Source organism: Oceanisphaera profunda (assembly GCF_002157895.1).
Classification (GTDB): Bacteria; Pseudomonadota; Gammaproteobacteria; order Enterobacterales; family Aeromonadaceae; genus Oceanimonas; species Oceanimonas profunda.
Genome location: NZ_CP021377.1, coordinates 2,295,678 through 2,312,095, shown reverse-complemented (window position 1 = coordinate 2,312,095; position 16,418 = coordinate 2,295,678). Strand labels below are relative to the sequence as shown.

Below are 16,418 nucleotides of genomic sequence, written 5' to 3'. Positions count from 1 at the left end.
TGAAGCAGCTACTAGGTGTGGCGCAGACGCAGATTTTGACGCGGTTGTTAGGTGAGACACAACCGCTGGTTTACGTTGGCACTAGTGTTGGCGCAACCGCTGCTGCAACTCATGATCCATCAATAATTCATGAATACGTCGTTGCTGCTCTAATAATGCTTGCTCATTAGTAGGCTGCTGCGACTGAGCTCGATAGTTCAGGCTCACAGGCGTCGCGCTGCCACTCAGGGGTATGGTATTGAGCACCGGCGATTGCATGTCTTGCTGACTGTATTGCTGCACGCCCACAATTAACGCCGCCGATACAGATGCAGCAATCGCAAACTGGCCAGCATAACGCAGGGCTGGCGCTAAGCGACCAAAGCGGCCTCGCACCACATTGCTCGCAACGGCTTGCTCTGACGTGTCTTGATACTGGTCATTGGCACTGCGCTGCACGCCCTTATGACCTTCAGTGCTAATAGTACTCACTGAATGCGGTGCTTCATCGGCTAACGCCGCCAAGATGTTATCACTCATATCCAGATGCAAATGCGTCGGCAAGTCGTTACGCAAGGCATCACCATAAAGATGATAACGCGCAAAAGTGTCTGCCGATGCAGGTTCGCTGCTCAATTGCTCCAGCAAAACTTTGTCTTGAAGCTCACCGTCAACCAAAGCCGAGATTTGCTCTTTGTTTGCCGCCTTGTTTGCAGCATTGGTGGCTTCATGGTTTGCCATGTCGTTTGCCATAACAGTTATTCTCCGTTCAACCCTGAAGTAATGGCTGGACTCGCTTGTCGATTGCTTCGCGTGCTCTAAATATTCGAGAGCGAACCGTGCCTACAGGACAGTCCATCACGCTGGCAATGTCTTCATAGCTCATCCCTTCCAGCTCTCGCAAGGTTATCGCTGTTTTAAGATCTTCGGGCAGTGCATCTATGGTGTCAAAAACGGCCCGCTTAATCTCTTCCGATAACATGAGTCGTTCCGGTGACGCTTGGTCTCTTAGGCCATTGCCACCGTCATAATACTCTGCGTCTTCTACTTCAACATCGCTACTGGGTGGGCGTCGTTTTTGCGCCACTAAGTAGTTTTTTGCCGTGTTCACCGCAATGCGATACAACCAAGTATAAAAAGCACTGTCGCCTCTAAATCCGGACAAAGCCCGATATGCTTTAATAAATGCTTCTTGCGTCACATCCGGCACATCACCTGAGTTGGACACGTAACGCGACACTAGGTTCGCCACTTTATGCTGATATTTTTTAACCAGTAAGCCGTAGGCGTTCTTGTCACCACGCTGCACCCGTTCAACCAGCTGCTGATCTGTAAATTGATCGCTCATGGGAGCCGCGTAACCTCCGAATAGTCCGATGCTAAAAACCATCGGCTCGTAATAAGCGCACCTTTATTGACTACGGATGCGAGGAAAAGTTCAGTGTCTGTTCACCATTCGCTGTGCAATGGTGATGGTGCTAAGCGCATTTTACGGCGTTAGCGCTTATTTTATCTAGAATAACTGCATTACTTAAGCTTTGCCTTGTATAAGGCCACCCTCTGCAACGGCAAAAGCGACCGTGACAAACCAGCAGCCCCTCCACTCAGTGAAGAACGGTGATTCTGGCTGCGCCGACTGCTCGCTTGCGATAACATAGAAAAATTATCCACAGTGGGTCAATGATACTTATGAAGGATCCTGTTGAATACCTCTGCGACGTGCTCATTATTGGTAGTGGCGCCGCCGGACTCTCACTGGCATTAAAACTGGCCGATCACGCCCAAGTGCACTTACTCAGCAAAGGACCGCTCGCAGAAGGCTCGACCCTCTACGCTCAAGGTGGCATTGCCGCCGTGTTCGATGCCACCGATAGCATAGAATCTCATGTGGCCGATACTCTGATTGCCGGCGCCGGCTTATGTGACGAGGCCGTGGTCGAATATACCGCTCGCCAAGCCCCGGGCGCCATTCAATGGCTGATTAATCAGGGCGTGCCCTTCGATACCGAGCCCTCGGTACAAGGCAAGGCGGCGTATCACCTTACTCGCGAAGGCGGCCACAGCCACAGACGTATCTTTCATGCCGCCGATGCTACCGGTAAAGCAGTGCAGCTCACGCTAAACGAGCGCGTACGCCAACATCCTAACATTCATATTCTCGAACGGGTTAACGCGCTCGACTTAATTACCAGCGCCAAACTAGAGCCTACCGCGAGCGACACTGGCCAACCCGCTCAAGAAACAGAGCAAACAGGCAATCGCGTGTTGGGCGCCTATGTTTGGAACCGCAATAAAGAACGAGTAGAAACCATTCGCGCCCGCTTCGTGGCCATGGCCACCGGTGGCGCCTCTAAGGTTTATCAATATACCTCAAACCCTGATGTCAGCTCTGGCGACGGCATTGCCATGGCATGGCGCGCTGGCTGTCGAGTGGCCAATATGGAATTTAATCAATTTCATCCCACCAGTTTGTTTCATCCCGATGATAACAACTTTTTGCTTACCGAAGCGTTGCGCGGTGAAGGGGCGCTGCTTAAACGCCCAGATGGCAGTCGCTTTATGCCAGATTATGACTCACGAGGCGAATTAGCCCCCCGTGACATAGTGGCGCGCGCCATCGATCACGAAATGAAACGCCTTGGCGCCGAGTGCATGTATTTGGATATTAGCCATCAGCCGGCGGATTTTATCCTTAAGCACTTCCCCACTATTTATGAGCGTTGCTTAAAAGTGGGTATCGACATTACCCGCCAACCCATGCCAGTGGTGCCCGCCGCTCATTATACGTGCGGTGGCGTTATGGTGGATGAGCACAGCCAAACTGACATTCCGGGTTTATATGCCATCGGTGAAGTGTCTTACACCGGCCTGCACGGGGCTAATCGCATGGCCTCTAACTCCTTGTTGGAGTGCATCGTGTTTGCCCGCGCTGCCGGCGAAGACATGTTAGCCAAGCTGGCGACCACGCCCGAGCCGCCTATCTTACCGCTGTGGGATGAAAGCCAAGTGGCTGACTCAGATGAAGAAGTGGTAATCCACCATAACTGGCATGAGTTGCGGTTATTTATGTGGGATTACGTAGGCATAGTGCGCTCCGACAAACGCTTGGAGCGCGCCAAACGGCGCATAGAATTATTACAGCAAGAAATTCAAGAGTATTACGCCAATTTTAGGGTCAGTAATAACCTGCTGGAGCTGCGCAATCTCGCCCAAGTAGCCGAGCTTATCGTACGTTCCGCCACGGCGCGCAAAGAATCCCGCGGCCTGCATTACACCTTGGATTACCCTGAGAAACTGCCTAACCCTAAGCCAACGATTTTAGAGCCGTAACAAAGCGGTCCGTTTTACGCCTTACGCCGTAAGTTTGTTGTGGCCATCGTACCGGGCTTGCCCCGGTATCTCGTTCTTGGGTACTAAAACCAAAAAGCGAGAACCTGATTTACATCAGGAAGACGGCCAATACAAAAGACACCAAGTTTAAAGATTCGGTGTCTTTCGCCTCACAGCTTACGCTTATCGGCTCACAGTTTTCTGGGGGGCTCTGCTTGCAGTATTAATTGCGTCAGCCGTCGATATACGGGTTCGGGTAGCGCATCTTGAAACAGCCAAAAGGCCGGCAGGCGTTGTTCGTCCAGCATCAACACTAAAAAGCCGGGGCCTACCCGGCTGTGGTGGGATAATCGGCCGCTGCATTCATTTAAGCTAATCACACCCTGGTTGTATTCGCCGGTTAGCGCATAAGCGCGGCTGCGATAATAAAGTAACCCGCACACCAATAACCACACAGTGGTAAACCAAGGCAGTATATCGGCACGTAACAAAAAACTGGCGGGCAGCCACCATAAGCTGGCTGCCGCTAACAAATAATACAGGTGATACAGCGAGGGCTTAGCGCTGATTTCGAATCTGGTTACGTTCAAGAATGAATTCCACCATGGCTTGAAACTCAGGCACTTGAGCTTGTTGATGCCTCATTAACCAAGCGAATAAGTCTGGATCATCACTTTCTAATAAGCGTTCAAATATTTGTTGTTCCGCCTCGTTGAGCCCATCATATTCGTGCTCCACAAAGGGGCCTAAAATCACATCCAATTCCAGCATGCCACGGCGGCACGCCCATCTTAAACGGGGCTTATTTGAAGCATTGAGCGAGGTCTTGAGCATGATTGTTTCCAAAAGATAAAACAAAACTCATAGTATAAGCTCCTATGACTACTGACAAATGTGTTGGCCATCTTTACCATGGCGGTCACACTTAACTAATTGATAACCTTTAAGGGGAGCGCCCATGTTGACTCTTTCTTCTTCTCCCGTCCTGTATCCGCTGACCGACCGAGCCGTGATCAGCTTAACCGGTGCCGACCGCGCCAAGTACCTGCAGGGCCAAGTTACCTGTGACGTAGACTTACTCAATGCGGGTGACGCCAGCCTAGGCGGTCACTGTGACAGCAAAGGCCGCTTATGGGCCAGCTTTTGGTTGGCGAATCTCGGCGAAGAGCTGTTATTGGTATTAAACGCTTCTTTATTGGAGCGCCAATTGCCGGAGCTAAAAAAATTCGCGGTGTTTGCTAAAACCGACGTTGAGGCAGTCACTGAGCAGTGGCAAGTATTTGGTTTAGCCGGTGAAGGCGTATCTTACTGGTTAGATCAGCAGCTTGATGGCTCCGACAATCTCTTACAAGGCGGCGTAGTTATTCCGGTAGCGGCCGAGCATGCGCTGTTGTTGCTGCCTGCAGGCACCCCGCCTCCCGAATTGCCACTGGGCAATGAATCCGATTGGCGTGGCTTAATGATCCAAGCGGGCCTGCCAGATATGCAGGCCGAGCATCAAGGGGAATATATTCCGCAGATGCTAAATTTACAGGCCTTGAACGGCATTAGTTTTACCAAAGGCTGCTACTTGGGCCAAGAAACCGTGGCCCGCGCTAAGTATCGGGGCGCCAATAAAAAGGCCATGTTTGTATTATCAGGCCACGCCGCCGCTCCCATTAGCGCCAATCAAGATTTAGAATTGCAGCTGGGTGAAAACTGGCGCCGGGCTGGCACCGTGCTCAGTGTTTATCAAGACGGCGAGCAGTGCATCTTAACGTCGGTACTAAATAACAATCTTGATCCCGATGCCGTATTGCGCATCAAAGGCCAAGACGACAGCCGCCTCAGCCTGCAAGCCCTGCCCTACAATCTGGTAGACTAAGCCGCATTAGCTAAACCCAGATACACAAACCACCATCAACCGAGTGCAGCACGGCTTTGCACTCGGTTTAGCTGATGTGGTCATTAATTATGCCTGTGTTCACAGCCAAAAATGCGTGAACGCAGCCATCATAGAGGAGTCTTCATGCGTAATACGCTGGATCGTATTCGTCATACCTTAGGCTTTGAATTTATCGGCCTACTTATTTTTACCCCCTTCGCCATGCTGGTATTCGGCTACAACATGTTTGAAATGGGCCTGATGGCGGTGGTGGGATCCATAATCGCCACCGTATGGAATTACATTTATAACCTGTTGTTTGACCATGCCATGGTAAAAATTCGTAATAACGTGCATAAAACTACTTTGATCCGCGTGCTGCATGCTGGTCTTTTTGAAGGCGGCTTATTGGTCTTCTTTTTACCCATGATTGCTTGGTATTTAGAGATAACTATCTGGGAAGCCTTCACCATGGGCATGGCTATGTCCGCGTTTTATCTGTGCTACGCCTTTGTTTACAACTTGATTTACGACAAGGTGTTTCCAATTCCCGATAACTTGCCGCAAGCGCAGCAAACTTGAAAAGAGCGTTAGTGAGGTTGGAATGTATGAAGAGTGAAGAGGACAACATCCAAGCTTGCAGATAAGGGATAGCCATACAGCCTTAAGGTTTTCTTTAACGCCTCACCCCTTACGTTCCACCCTTCACTGTAAATAAAAAACGGCCCTGAGTTGGGCCGTTATTATGTTGAAAACATCTGAGTGTTGAAAACACCTTAATTTCGCAGTTTATGATTGCTTAAGAGCTTTTCTCATCCACTGGCAATTCAGCGAAGCGCTCTTCTGCGGTAATAGGCTCAGGGTTGCCTTCCATCTTGGCTACTATGGTGTTTACCGCCGTGTCGCCCACTACATTAGACGCAGTACAGAACATATCGTTGATACGGTCTACCGCCATAATAATGGCCATGGCTTCAATCGGCAGGCCCATTTGGTGCAGCAATACACCGGCCATCACCACAGCACCACCCGGCACACCACCTACGCCCACCGACATTAACAATACGGTGACGCCCACTGTGATCAAATCACCGGTCGGGATTGGCGTACCCGAAATATTAGCGGCGAACATGGCGGCCAGCGTAATGTAAATGGCCGAGCCCGACATATTGATAGTGGCACCCAGCGGCACACCAAAACCGGCAATGGCTTTAGATACGCCCAGCTTGTCAGTTAAGGTACGCATGGTGACCGGAATAGTGGCGTTAGAGCTGGCGGTAGACAGTGCAAACAGCAGCTGCTCGCGGGTCGCTTGGCGAAATACCTTAGGTTTAACACCCGTGCTCAGCCACACCGCCATTGGGTAGACCACCAAAATCCAAAAGGTTAATACCAACACCACTAAGCCCACGTAACCGGCTACCGACATCAGTGTATTAGCCTCCAGCGTCGCGCCTAGGCTTATCATCAGCGCAAACACGCCGTAAGGCGCCAGCGTCATCACCAAGCCTACCAGCTTCATCATTACTTCATTAGCGACGCGGAAAGTACGCATCGCTGGGGCGGCGGCCGCACCCATGGCTTGAATAGCTAAGCCGGTAATAATGGCCATAAAGATAATCTGCAGCATGTCGCCGGAGGCAAACGCTTGTACCGGATTACTGGGCACTATACCCACCAACATAGCGCCAATGTCTGGGGTTTCTGTGGTCGCTAACTCCATGGTCTTAGAAGCACCGTTGGGCAAAGTTGCACCCATGCCAGGCTGAAAAATCATGCCCACGCCAATGGCGGCGATGATCGACAAGATAGTATTCACGATATACAGGCCGAAAGTCTTGCTGCCTAAACGGCCGAAACTGGCGATATCGCGCAGCTCACAAATGCCGGTCACAATGGAGATATACACCAAAGGCACGACCATCAGCTTAATCAAGGACACAAACATGCCACCCAGCCCTTCGGCTAAGTCCACTAAGCTGTTGCTTAATAACGACACATCGGCAAATAAATATTGGATCATGCTACCGATCACTAAGCCCACTATTAGGCCAGCGAAGATACGAGTTGAGAGTGAGCCCTGCATTTTTTCTTCCTCAATAAGGTCTAAGCAATTCCTCTGCCACTTTCCACTCAAGCAGTGAAGTAAGCTGGCGATTTTGCTAGTGGCAGGATTTTACATTTAAAGAACAGCTCAGCAACCAAACTTACACCACCCTTCCTGAGTTCGTGATCAAAATCACAAAACCTTAGCTTGCCGACGATTGTTTTTCGCGGCTTGGGAGCAATTTGGAGACTTTTATTCACATCCTAACGCCGCTACCAGCGGCTTAACCTTACTGCACCCAAAGACACCACATAATTCCCTAGTCACCATCAGCCAGCAGAGACTCAGTTCATTGCTATGCTCAAATGAAGACTCAGACTGGCATATTAATCAGCCGCAACATCAGCAATAACGACTCAAACCATCAGTCACCATAACTACATCTGTAGTAACACTCATAGTTATAGGTTTAGTTACATTCATAGTTACACCCGTAGCCACATTCATAACATCGAATCGATGCAAATAAAGAGGAGCAGGGATAAGTCCTGTGTCTGGTCCGGCAGACAGCCACGACCCACGCAGCAACCCACACCAACACTGGCAGCGAGACCGCATATGCAGCATTCAACACCGAACTTTTCCCGCAAGGAATATCAGCAGCGCCTAAGCAAGGTCAGAGCCTCCATGGAGCGCAAGAACATTCAAACGCTGATCGTGCATGATCCTTCCAACATGGCTTGGCTAACCGGCTACGACGGTTGGTCTTTTTATACGCCGCAAGTGGTGGTGGTGGGTCCGGTGGGTCAGCCTATTTGGTTTGGCCGACACATGGACGCCAATGGGGCGAAGCGCACCGTATATCTACGCGAAGAAAATATTACCTGGTATCCGGATCACTACGTGATGAACCCGTCCTTGCATGCCATGGAATATTTGGCCAACCAAGAGCTTAAGCCAAGAGCTTGGGCTTATGGCAAGGTGGGCGTGGAGATGGATAATTACTATTTCAGCCCTAAAGCATACTTTTCACTGCGTGCCAACTTGCCCAACGCCCAGCTAGTGGACGCCACCGGCCTCGTTAATTGGTGTCGCGCCATTAAGTCAGAAACCGAGCTTAGCTATATGCGCATTGCCGCGCGCATCGTCGAAAACATGCACCAAGCAGCGTTCGATATGATAGAGCCAGGCTTACCCAAAAACTTACTGGTGGCCGAAATATCTCGGGTCGCCTTAAAAGGCCATGAAGGACACTACGGGGATTATCCGGCCATAGTGCCCATGCTGCCCTCGGGTGAAGACGCCGCCGCCCCGCATCTCACCTGGGATGAGCGGCCTTTTAATAATAATGAGGGCACTTTCTTAGAGCTGGCCGGTTGTCATCGTCGATATCACTGTGTGTTATCGCGCACTATCTATTTAGGCAAACCCACCTCTAATTTTTTACGCGCCAACGAGGCATTGAATGCCGGCCTTGAGGCAGGACTGGCCGCCGCTAAACCCGGCAATCGCTGTGCCGACATTGCCGATGCGCTTAATGCGAAGCTGGCTAAATACGGCTTTAATCGCGACGGTGCCCGCTGCGGTTACCCCATCGGCTTGAGTTATCCGCCCGACTGGGGCGAGCGCACCATGAGCCTGCGTAATACCGACCAAACCATATTAAAAGCCGGCATGACCTTTCACTTTATGCCCGGCCTCTGGCTAGATGACTGGGGCATGGAGACCACAGAAAGTATCGTGATCACCGACACCGGCGCCGAAACCCTTAGCCAATACCCACGGCGCCTTTTTGTTAAGAAGTAAGTGCGTGAAGAAGTAAGCTGTAAGTTAAAGATAAATATTTTGCAACGGAACCCACGGAAGACGCGGAAAAATTAAGCTGAGATAAGGTCGAAAAGGGCTAGTTCATCCGATAGGTAAGAGCAAAGACCAAGCGGCTACAGAATCACCATTTCTTGTAGGGTCCAATTTATTGGACCGTTTGGAGCCGTGCTATGGTTTTTGTGCGAATACTTTTTATAAACCAGAGCGCCCCTACAGAGGTCTTGGTTTTAACCATTAAATATTTTTCAGATTTGATCACTGTTTTTCTGTGGCTCTCATAAATAAATAGGGTGTGCTTCCGTTGCGAAAAATTTCTTAAATCTCTTAAAGATTTTGCTTAAATGGGTACAGGAGTCAGCCAGGCTATGCGCTTAGACAGATACGACATTCAAATCTTACAAATTTTGCAGCAGCAAGGCCGCATCACTAAAACTGACTTAGCCCAAGCCATTAACCTCTCGGTTAGCCCCTGCTGGGAGCGCGTTAAACGCCTCGAAAAGGCGGGTATTATCGAGGGCTACGGCGCGCGTATTAATGGCCAAGTATTAAGTAAACACACCACTGTATTGGTAGAAATTAGCCTAAATAGTCACAGTGCCAGCAGCATGCAGCGCTTCGAACAAGCCATGCTCGCCTCCGAGCAAGTGGTTGACTGTTACGCCACCGGCGGCGGCGTTGATTACATACTGCGCGTGCTCTGTGACGGCATAGATCAATACCAACGCCTGATGGATCACTGGCTAGACTCCGAGCTTGGCATCGACAAATACTTTACCTACATAGTCACCAAAACCATCAAACACACCACCAGCGTCAGCATTCAAGATGCGCCGGGGTTGCTGTGAAGCAGCGCCCGGCGCCAAGCACCAAGCGCCAAGCCAATATAGAAACACCGTATTTTGTAGCCGCCCTATTTTAACAAAGAGTATTCGGCGGTCCTGCGCAGCAGGATAATTTAAAACCCAAAGACAAGATCCTGACTTTCGTCAGGAAGACGGCGAAAAAATCAAACCACTAAACCGTGCCAAATATTCTTGATAAAGGAAAAGGCAGAAGACAAACATATCCCCTTATTTCTACAGCAGAAAAAACACCAACTTCCCCGCTCACAAACAGAAGAATCCTGCATTTTTACCCCAGCTTACAAAAAGTAACTTAACGCCCAGCCCCTAAACTTAACGCATCACCACAGAGCGAGCCGCCACTCGCTATCTCACGATTAGAGGTGCGCCTATGAGTCCACAACTGCAAGCCGTGATCACCAGCAAAGTGACCGACGCCATCATGCCGTATTTAAACGATGCTCGCTTAGTGCGCGAGCTGGCCTATATCAACGGCAAATGGGTGCATGGCCCTCATGATATCGATGTGCTTAATCCTGCCACCGAAGATGTGATTGGCCACTGCACTCAGCTTGAGCCTAGCCAAATTGAACAGGCCATTAATGGTGCACAAGCGGCTTTTGGACCGTGGCGCGATTTAATGGCGGACGAACGCGCCGCCATCTTACTGCGCTGGCACGATCTTATTTTAGAAAACAAAGAAGACTTGGCGCGCCTGATGGTGCTGGAGCAAGGCAAGTCACTCAATGACGCACGTGGCGAAATAGATTACGGCGCCTCTTTCGTACGCTGGTTTGCGGAAGAAGCCCGCCGCGCTTACGGTGATACCATTCCCAGCCATATTCCTAATGCTCAACTGGCCACTATTCGCGAACCCATTGGCGTGGCGGCACTGATCACACCGTGGAATTTTCCGCATGCCATGATCACCCGCAAAGCCGCGGCAGCATTAGCAGTGGGTTGCACCGTCCTTATTAAGCCCGCCAGCGAAACGCCCTTCTCCGCCCTCGCCTTGGCAGAGCTGGCCGAGCGCGCGGGCTTTCCGGCCGGCGTTTATAACGTAGTCACCGGCAAAGGCAGCCAAATTGGCCAAGTGCTGTGCCAGTCCGAACATGTGCGCGCCCTGTCGTTTACGGGATCCACTCGTGTGGGAAAAATTCTGCTCGCCCAAGCGGCCAGCACCGTAAAAAAATGCTCCATGGAACTCGGTGGCAACGCGCCCTTTATTGTGTTGCCAGATATGGATATTAAAGAGGCCGCCAAGGCCGCCGTCGCCGCTAAGTTTCAAACCGCCGGCCAAGACTGCTTAGCCGCCAACCGTATCTTTGTGCCACAGGCTCATTATGAAGAGTTTTTACAGGCCTTCGCCGCCGAGATGGAAAACATTAAGGTCGGTAATGGCTTTGATGATGACGTGACCATGGGCCCGCTGATTTTTCGTGAGGCGGTCGATAAAGCTCAAGAACTGGTGGATGACGCACTGGCCAAAGGTGCGCGCTTAATCGCCGGCAACCAAGACCATGCACTGGGCGCTAACTTCTTTATGCCGGTGTTATTAGCGGATATCACGCCGCAGATGCAGGTGTTTCGCGAAGAAAATTTTTGCCCAGTAGCCGGCGTACTGCCTTACCACGATCTTGCCAGCCTAATTACTCAAGCCAACGACACCGAATACGGCCTCGCCGCTTATGTATACGGCCACGATATTCGCAGCATTTGGCAATTATTACGCGGCCTTGAGTTTGGCATGGTGTCGGTGAACTCGGTGAAAATGACCGGCCACGGCATTCCCTTTGGTGGCGTTAAACAATCCGGCTTAGGCCGAGAAGGCAGCCGCCACGGCTTCGATGAATACAGCCAACTTAAATACTACTGCTTAGGCGGACTTACTGGGTGAAGGATGAAGGAGCAACATTTAGTACTAACCCAAGACAAAATCTATTTCTGCCACGGAATACACGGAAGAACACGGACGAAGAGCCAGTTAAAACTAAAAATAACACCTTACTTGTAAGGCACTTAACATTTAATTCTCTATTACTTATCACTATTTTTCTGTGGGTTCTGTGGGTTCCGTGGGTTCCGTGGCAAAGGAGCTTTTAGTTTTTAAGATCAAATTATCGTCACTGAAAGTTAATCAGATGAAGGAGAACATCATGACTCTAGACACTAAAAAGTTACTCGAAATGGATCGCAACAGCGTATTTCACGCCTCCACTCACCTTAAGCAGTATGCCCATGGCGAGCTTAAAGGTCGCATTATTACCGGCGCCCAAGGCATTCGCATTAAAGACTCCACCGGCATCGAACTGATCGACGCCTTCGCCGGCTTATATTGCGTGAATATCGGCTACGGCCGCCTAGAAATGGCCGAAGCCATTTATGAGCAGGCCAAAAAGCTGGCTTACTATCACACCTACGTTGGCCACACCAACGAGGCGCTTATCGAGCTGTCTGACCGCATCATCAAAATGGCCCCCGCTGGCATGAGCAAGGTGTATTACGGCACTTCAGGTAGCGACGCTAACGAAACCCAAATGAAATTAGTCTGGTATTACAACAACGTACGCGGCTTACCCCAGAAGAAAAAGATTATCTCGCGCCATCGTGGTTATCACGGCTCTACTATTGCCGCCGGTTCACTCACCGGTCTCGATGCCTTTCACGCCCACTTTGACCTGCCCTTACCGCGTATTAAGCACACCCTAGCGCCTGTGTATTACCACAGAGCAGACAGCCACATGAGCGAGCAAGAATTCTCGCGCCACTGCGCCGCTGAGTTAGAAAAAATGATCTTGGCCGAAGGGCCAGATACGGTGGCCGCTATGATCGGCGAACCCGTGCTCGGCACCGGCGGCATAGTACCACCGCCTGAGGGCTACTGGGCTGAGATTAATAAGGTGCTCAATAAATACGACATTCTATTAATTGCCGACGAAGTGGTGTGTGGCTTTGGCCGCTTAGGCTCCGACTTTGGCTCTTTGCACTACGATATGCAGCCCGATTTAATGACCATCGCCAAAGGCTTAACCTCGGCTTATCAGCCACTTTCTGGGGTAATCGTCGGCGATAAAGTATGGAAGGTACTAGAAGATGGCACCGATGAGTTTGGCGCCATCGGCCACGGTTACACTTACTCCGGCCACCCCATGGGTGCCGCCGCCGCTTTGTGTAACTTAGATATTATTGCCCGCGAAAACTTAACCGAAAACGCCCGTGACACCGGCGCTTATTTACAACAACGCATGCAAGACACCTTTGCAGATCACCCTTTAGTCGGTGACGTGCGTGGCGTAGGCTTAATGCATGCCCTGGAATTTTCCAGCAACAAAAGCCAGCGCCAAGCCTTTGATCCGGCATTAAAAGTCGGCCCACAAATCGCCGCCGCCTGCTTAGAGCAAGGCTTAATCGCCCGCGCTATGCCCCACGGCGATATTCTAGGCTTCGCCCCACCTTTGGTGGTCACCCCAGATGATATCGACGACATAGTGGCACGCACTGAAAAAGCGGTAAACAAAGTCACCGACCAGCTAATTCTCAGTGGCGATTTTTCAGAAAGGGAAAAGCTGAGAGCCTAGCAAGCTAATGTTGAATGTTGAATGTTGAATGTTGAATGTTGAATGTTGAATAAAATTAACCACTTACAATAAACGCCGAACTCACAAGTTCGGCGTTTTTATTACAGCGAACGTGCATGGTTCAGAAGAGGAGTCTTGTAGCTTTTCTAGCCTTCAATCTAAGCTCCAACTGGCTGCCTTATTCGATGGGCATTGAGATGTGGGCTGATAGTTTTTTATAGAAAACCCTGGTGGATTAAGCTCACTACTCGCGCCCAGCTTAAACATGGTGGTATTAAATATTATTTTATAGAGTCTCATATTCTCTCTAAAACAAAGATAGGTGTCTGAGCGATAAGGGATACCCGCATCACTGAGATGAACGGGAGCTTTTGCGAGTAAGCTTTGTAGCTCTACTAAAGATAAATTTCTATTAATGATCGCTTGATTTTGCTCCCCAAATTCACGATCAAGATCAAAATCCAGACCAGGATAAACACTCACGCCATAGAGTGTTGGCATAAAAACCACCTTGCTTTGAGCGAATGCACGCTCTGCATCATGTTGCGGATTTTTACTTAATAGTTGGGTCGTTTTTTCTAGGTAAACAGGGTCTAGTTGGTCTTTCCAATAAGCAATTTTCCTCTTTGCCTTGCCGCTATCATCCGTCACCACTAAGTAAGTACCGGCTATCGGCGCTAAAGGCACTGCCAACAACATAGCCGACGTCGTAGATAAACCACTCATCTCTTTATTTGAGGTACAAGCAGTTAACAGTAACAAACCTATTATAATAACGACTAATTTATGCATTATAAGCTCTCATAGTCCGGTACTTAATAATTAAAGGTTAGAGCATAGCAAGATATAGTTTTTTAATTAATAAAGTAATCACAACAATGTAACTTAATATTTGTTTACGGAGATAATTATTTCCTCTTTAGTACATAAAAAAACGGCGGTCGCTAATCGCGACCGCCGTTTTGGCTACCTTAAAAAATCAGTTATTAATCTACATGCCGAGTAGGTTTGGTAAGCCCATTGAGATACTGGGCACGTAAGTGACTAGCGCCAAGAAGGCCAGTAGGATCATCAGCCATGGCATGGCGGCCTTTATTACTTCTGATAACGGCATACCGGTCACGGCCGAGGTCACAAACAAGTTGAGCCCCACCGGCGGCGTGATCAAGCCGATCTCCATGTTCACCACCATGATGATACCGAGGTGGATGGGGTCTATGCCCAGCTGTACCGCAATCGGGAATAAGATGGGTGCCAAGATCAAAATAATCGCCGAGGGCTCCATAAATGCGCCCGCAATCAGCAGCACAATATTCACCACCAACAAGAACATCCAAGGCTGTAATCCCGCTTCTAACACCATCTCGGTAATTTGCTGCGGAATTTGCTCCGTGGTTAACACGTGGGCAAACAACATGGCGTTGGCAATAATAAACATCAGCATAATGGTGAGCTTCGCTGAGTCCAAAATCACTTTTGGGGCATCCCTAATGCGCATGTCTTTATAAACAAATAGCGCAATAAACGCGGAATACACAGCCGCCACTGCCGCGGCTTCGGTGGGGGTAAACATGCCTGAGTAAATACCACCCAAGATGATCACCATAAGTAGCAAGCCCCACACGGCTTTGCGCGCGGCACTTAACCATTCGCGAAACGTGGCTCTAGGTAGCGCCGGTAAGTTTTTCTTCACGGCAATAATGTAAATCGCCACCATCAAGGCCACGCCCAGTAATACGCCCGGCACCACACCGGCCATAAACAAGGTGCCCACTGAGGTTTCTGTGGCAGCGGCATACACAACCATCACCACCGAGGGCGGGATAAGAATACCCAGTGTCCCCGCATTGGTCACAATACCCGCCGCAAATGGCTTGGGATAACCCGAGCGCACCATGCCCGCAATGGCAATTGAGCCCACTGCCGCCACCGTTGCTGGGCTTGAACCCGATAACGCCGCAAATAACATACAGGCCATTACCGCACCAATCGCCAAACCACCGCGAATATGGCCAACACTGGCATTGGCAAAATCAATTAAGCGCCGCGCCACGCCGCCTGTGGTCATAAAGGAGCCGGCCAACAAGAAAAACGGTATTGCTAATAAGGTGTAGTGCTCACTGGTTTCAAAGAGCTTAATCGCCAAGGAGCGCACCGAGTCCGGGCTGAACAACATAATGGTGACGGAGCCGGCGAGCCCGAGTGATACCGCAACCGGCACGCCAATAAACATCAGCACAAATAACGCGATAAACAGAAACAGAATGGTCATTTTTTATGCTCCTCTGTTTCAGACAGCTTCATGGCATCAGCAGCTTCATCCGCTAGCCCTAAGCCCACTTGTTGATGGCGAATAACACGTACTAATATTTCAACAAAACGAATAAACACCAGCGTAAAACCAATGGGCACTATCATCCCGATATGCCATTGCTTAACGCCAAAGTGACCTAAATCATCCGCACCAATATCGGCCTGCAGCAGCGTGTTAATCCATTCAAAACTCGCCACACTTAATAACCCTGCATAAACCAAGCAGAAGATGCAGGCGATAATGGCAATAAACCGTTGCGTTGATCGTGACGCTAATTTAACCAAGGCATCCACGCCTATATGACCACCAATGCGCACACCGTACGCCAAACCAAAGAATATCAGCCACGCAAATAGCGCTTTAGTAAGCGCATTACTCCACGTCATGGTTTGCACTATGTCTAATATAACGTCGCCAATATCATAAAAAAATTCAGACACGCCGACCGAGCGCTCAGCAAAATATTCGCCAACACGATAAAAAAAGGTATAGAAGTTATTAAAAATTACATAAACAAAGGTAACTAGCGTCATGGTTGCTAGCAAAAAAACAATAAAGCCTTCTTCAAAACGATCCCAAATAAGGCGCACTGTATTCATAAACACTCTCCGAGACGGATTGCAAAACTCAGACGCGG

15 protein-coding genes are annotated in these 16,418 nt (G+C 49.8%); 7 read left to right on the top strand and 8 right to left on the bottom strand.

Annotation, left to right across the window (positions count from 1 at the left end):
* Nucleotides 1-81 precede the first annotated feature (81 nt).
* Nucleotides 82-720 carry a sigma-E factor negative regulatory protein gene (locus CBP31_RS10165; protein WP_087038698.1) on the bottom strand — a complete coding sequence of 213 codons (639 nt, stop codon included), beginning with the start codon at nucleotides 718-720 and terminating at the stop codon, nucleotides 82-84.
* Nucleotides 721-748: 28 nt separating this feature from the next.
* A complete protein-coding gene (gene rpoE, locus CBP31_RS10160; RefSeq protein ID WP_087036934.1) occupies nucleotides 749-1,327 on the bottom strand; it encodes an RNA polymerase sigma factor RpoE in 579 nt (192 codons plus the stop codon).
* Between the two features lie 341 nt (nucleotides 1,328-1,668).
* Between rpoE and nadB the strand changes: the two genes are divergently transcribed.
* Complete coding sequence (gene nadB / locus CBP31_RS10155; protein WP_087036931.1) at nucleotides 1,669-3,309, top strand: L-aspartate oxidase; 1,641 nt, start codon at nucleotides 1,669-1,671, stop codon at nucleotides 3,307-3,309.
* Between the two features lie 191 nt (nucleotides 3,310-3,500).
* On the opposite strand, the gene CBP31_RS10150 is transcribed toward nadB, so the two are convergent.
* Nucleotides 3,501-3,899, bottom strand: coding sequence for a protein YgfX (locus CBP31_RS10150; RefSeq protein ID WP_087036929.1), 399 nt, complete (start codon nucleotides 3,897-3,899; stop codon nucleotides 3,501-3,503).
* Complete coding sequence (locus CBP31_RS10145) at nucleotides 3,868-4,143, bottom strand: FAD assembly factor SdhE (protein ID WP_087036926.1); 276 nt, start codon at nucleotides 4,141-4,143, stop codon at nucleotides 3,868-3,870. Before CBP31_RS10145 ends, CBP31_RS10150 begins: the two co-directional genes overlap by 32 nt.
* 124 nt (nucleotides 4,144-4,267) lie before the next feature.
* Between CBP31_RS10145 and ygfZ the strand changes: the two genes are divergently transcribed.
* On the top strand, nucleotides 4,268-5,173 hold the full coding sequence (gene ygfZ, locus CBP31_RS10140) for a CAF17-like 4Fe-4S cluster assembly/insertion protein YgfZ (protein WP_087036924.1): 906 nt from the start codon (nucleotides 4,268-4,270) through the stop codon (nucleotides 5,171-5,173).
* A 144-nt stretch (nucleotides 5,174-5,317) separates the two neighbouring features.
* Nucleotides 5,318-5,755: a PACE efflux transporter gene (locus CBP31_RS10135; protein WP_087036922.1), complete on the top strand. Its 438-nt coding sequence runs from the start codon at nucleotides 5,318-5,320 to the stop codon at nucleotides 5,753-5,755.
* 217 nt (nucleotides 5,756-5,972) lie between these two features.
* On the opposite strand, the gene CBP31_RS10130 is transcribed toward CBP31_RS10135, so the two are convergent.
* Nucleotides 5,973-7,259 carry a dicarboxylate/amino acid:cation symporter gene (locus CBP31_RS10130; protein ID WP_087036919.1) on the bottom strand — a complete coding sequence of 429 codons (1,287 nt, stop codon included), beginning with the start codon at nucleotides 7,257-7,259 and terminating at the stop codon, nucleotides 5,973-5,975.
* 579 nt (nucleotides 7,260-7,838) lie between these two features.
* Here CBP31_RS10130 and CBP31_RS10125 point away from each other — a divergent pair.
* The 4 genes from CBP31_RS10125 (at nucleotide 7,839) to CBP31_RS10110 (ending at nucleotide 13,467) form a co-directional block, all read left to right on the top strand.
* Nucleotides 7,839-9,026: a M24 family metallopeptidase gene (locus tag CBP31_RS10125; protein ID WP_087036917.1), complete on the top strand. Its 1,188-nt coding sequence runs from the start codon at nucleotides 7,839-7,841 to the stop codon at nucleotides 9,024-9,026.
* Nucleotides 9,027-9,412: 386 nt separating this feature from the next.
* Nucleotides 9,413-9,892, top strand: a complete 480-nt coding sequence (locus tag CBP31_RS10120) for an Lrp/AsnC family transcriptional regulator (RefSeq protein WP_087036915.1) — start codon at nucleotides 9,413-9,415, stop codon at nucleotides 9,890-9,892.
* A 388-nt stretch (nucleotides 9,893-10,280) separates the two neighbouring features.
* Nucleotides 10,281-11,786 carry an NAD-dependent succinate-semialdehyde dehydrogenase gene (locus CBP31_RS10115; RefSeq protein ID WP_087036913.1) on the top strand — a complete coding sequence of 502 codons (1,506 nt, stop codon included), beginning with the start codon at nucleotides 10,281-10,283 and terminating at the stop codon, nucleotides 11,784-11,786.
* Between the two features lie 259 nt (nucleotides 11,787-12,045).
* Complete coding sequence (locus CBP31_RS10110) at nucleotides 12,046-13,467, top strand: aspartate aminotransferase family protein (protein ID WP_174664632.1); 1,422 nt, start codon at nucleotides 12,046-12,048, stop codon at nucleotides 13,465-13,467.
* A gap of 153 nt (nucleotides 13,468-13,620) precedes the next feature.
* Here the strand turns inward: CBP31_RS10110 and CBP31_RS10105 are convergent, their stop codons facing one another.
* The 3 genes from CBP31_RS10105 to CBP31_RS10095 all read right to left on the bottom strand — a co-directional run bounded on the left by CBP31_RS10105 (nucleotide 13,621) and on the right by CBP31_RS10095 (nucleotide 16,380).
* Nucleotides 13,621-14,259 carry a hypothetical protein gene (locus CBP31_RS10105; RefSeq protein ID WP_087036908.1) on the bottom strand — a complete coding sequence of 213 codons (639 nt, stop codon included), beginning with the start codon at nucleotides 14,257-14,259 and terminating at the stop codon, nucleotides 13,621-13,623.
* A gap of 199 nt (nucleotides 14,260-14,458) precedes the next feature.
* Entirely contained in the window at nucleotides 14,459-15,739 is a 1,281-nt protein-coding gene (gene dctM, locus CBP31_RS10100; protein WP_087036905.1) for a C4-dicarboxylate TRAP transporter large permease protein DctM, read from the bottom strand.
* Entirely contained in the window at nucleotides 15,736-16,380 is a 645-nt protein-coding gene (locus CBP31_RS10095; protein WP_087036903.1) for a TRAP transporter small permease, read from the bottom strand. The genes dctM and CBP31_RS10095 overlap by 4 nt, the downstream gene beginning before the upstream one ends.
* Between the last annotated feature and the right edge of the window lie 38 nt (nucleotides 16,381-16,418).

Coding starts and splice junctions, on each gene's coding strand:
- CBP31_RS10165 (WP_087038698.1), bottom strand. CDS start 720: ATGGCAAACCATGAAGCCACCAATGCTGCAAACAAGGCGGCAAACAAA.
- rpoE (WP_087036934.1), bottom strand. CDS start 1,327: ATGAGCGATCAATTTACAGATCAGCAGCTGGTTGAACGGGTGCAGCGT.
- nadB (WP_087036931.1), top strand. CDS start 1,669: ATGAAGGATCCTGTTGAATACCTCTGCGACGTGCTCATTATTGGTAGT.
- CBP31_RS10145 (WP_087036926.1), bottom strand. CDS start 4,143: ATGCTCAAGACCTCGCTCAATGCTTCAAATAAGCCCCGTTTAAGATGG.
- ygfZ (WP_087036924.1), top strand. CDS start 4,268: ATGTTGACTCTTTCTTCTTCTCCCGTCCTGTATCCGCTGACCGACCGA.
- CBP31_RS10135 (WP_087036922.1), top strand. CDS start 5,318: ATGCGTAATACGCTGGATCGTATTCGTCATACCTTAGGCTTTGAATTT.
- CBP31_RS10130 (WP_087036919.1), bottom strand. CDS start 7,259: ATGCAGGGCTCACTCTCAACTCGTATCTTCGCTGGCCTAATAGTGGGC.
- CBP31_RS10125 (WP_087036917.1), top strand. CDS start 7,839: ATGCAGCATTCAACACCGAACTTTTCCCGCAAGGAATATCAGCAGCGC.
- CBP31_RS10120 (WP_087036915.1), top strand. CDS start 9,413: ATGCGCTTAGACAGATACGACATTCAAATCTTACAAATTTTGCAGCAG.
- CBP31_RS10115 (WP_087036913.1), top strand. CDS start 10,281: ATGAGTCCACAACTGCAAGCCGTGATCACCAGCAAAGTGACCGACGCC.
- CBP31_RS10110 (WP_174664632.1), top strand. CDS start 12,046: ATGACTCTAGACACTAAAAAGTTACTCGAAATGGATCGCAACAGCGTA.
- CBP31_RS10105 (WP_087036908.1), bottom strand. CDS start 14,259: ATGCATAAATTAGTCGTTATTATAATAGGTTTGTTACTGTTAACTGCT.
- dctM (WP_087036905.1), bottom strand. CDS start 15,739: ATGACCATTCTGTTTCTGTTTATCGCGTTATTTGTGCTGATGTTTATT.
- CBP31_RS10095 (WP_087036903.1), bottom strand. CDS start 16,380: ATGAATACAGTGCGCCTTATTTGGGATCGTTTTGAAGAAGGCTTTATT.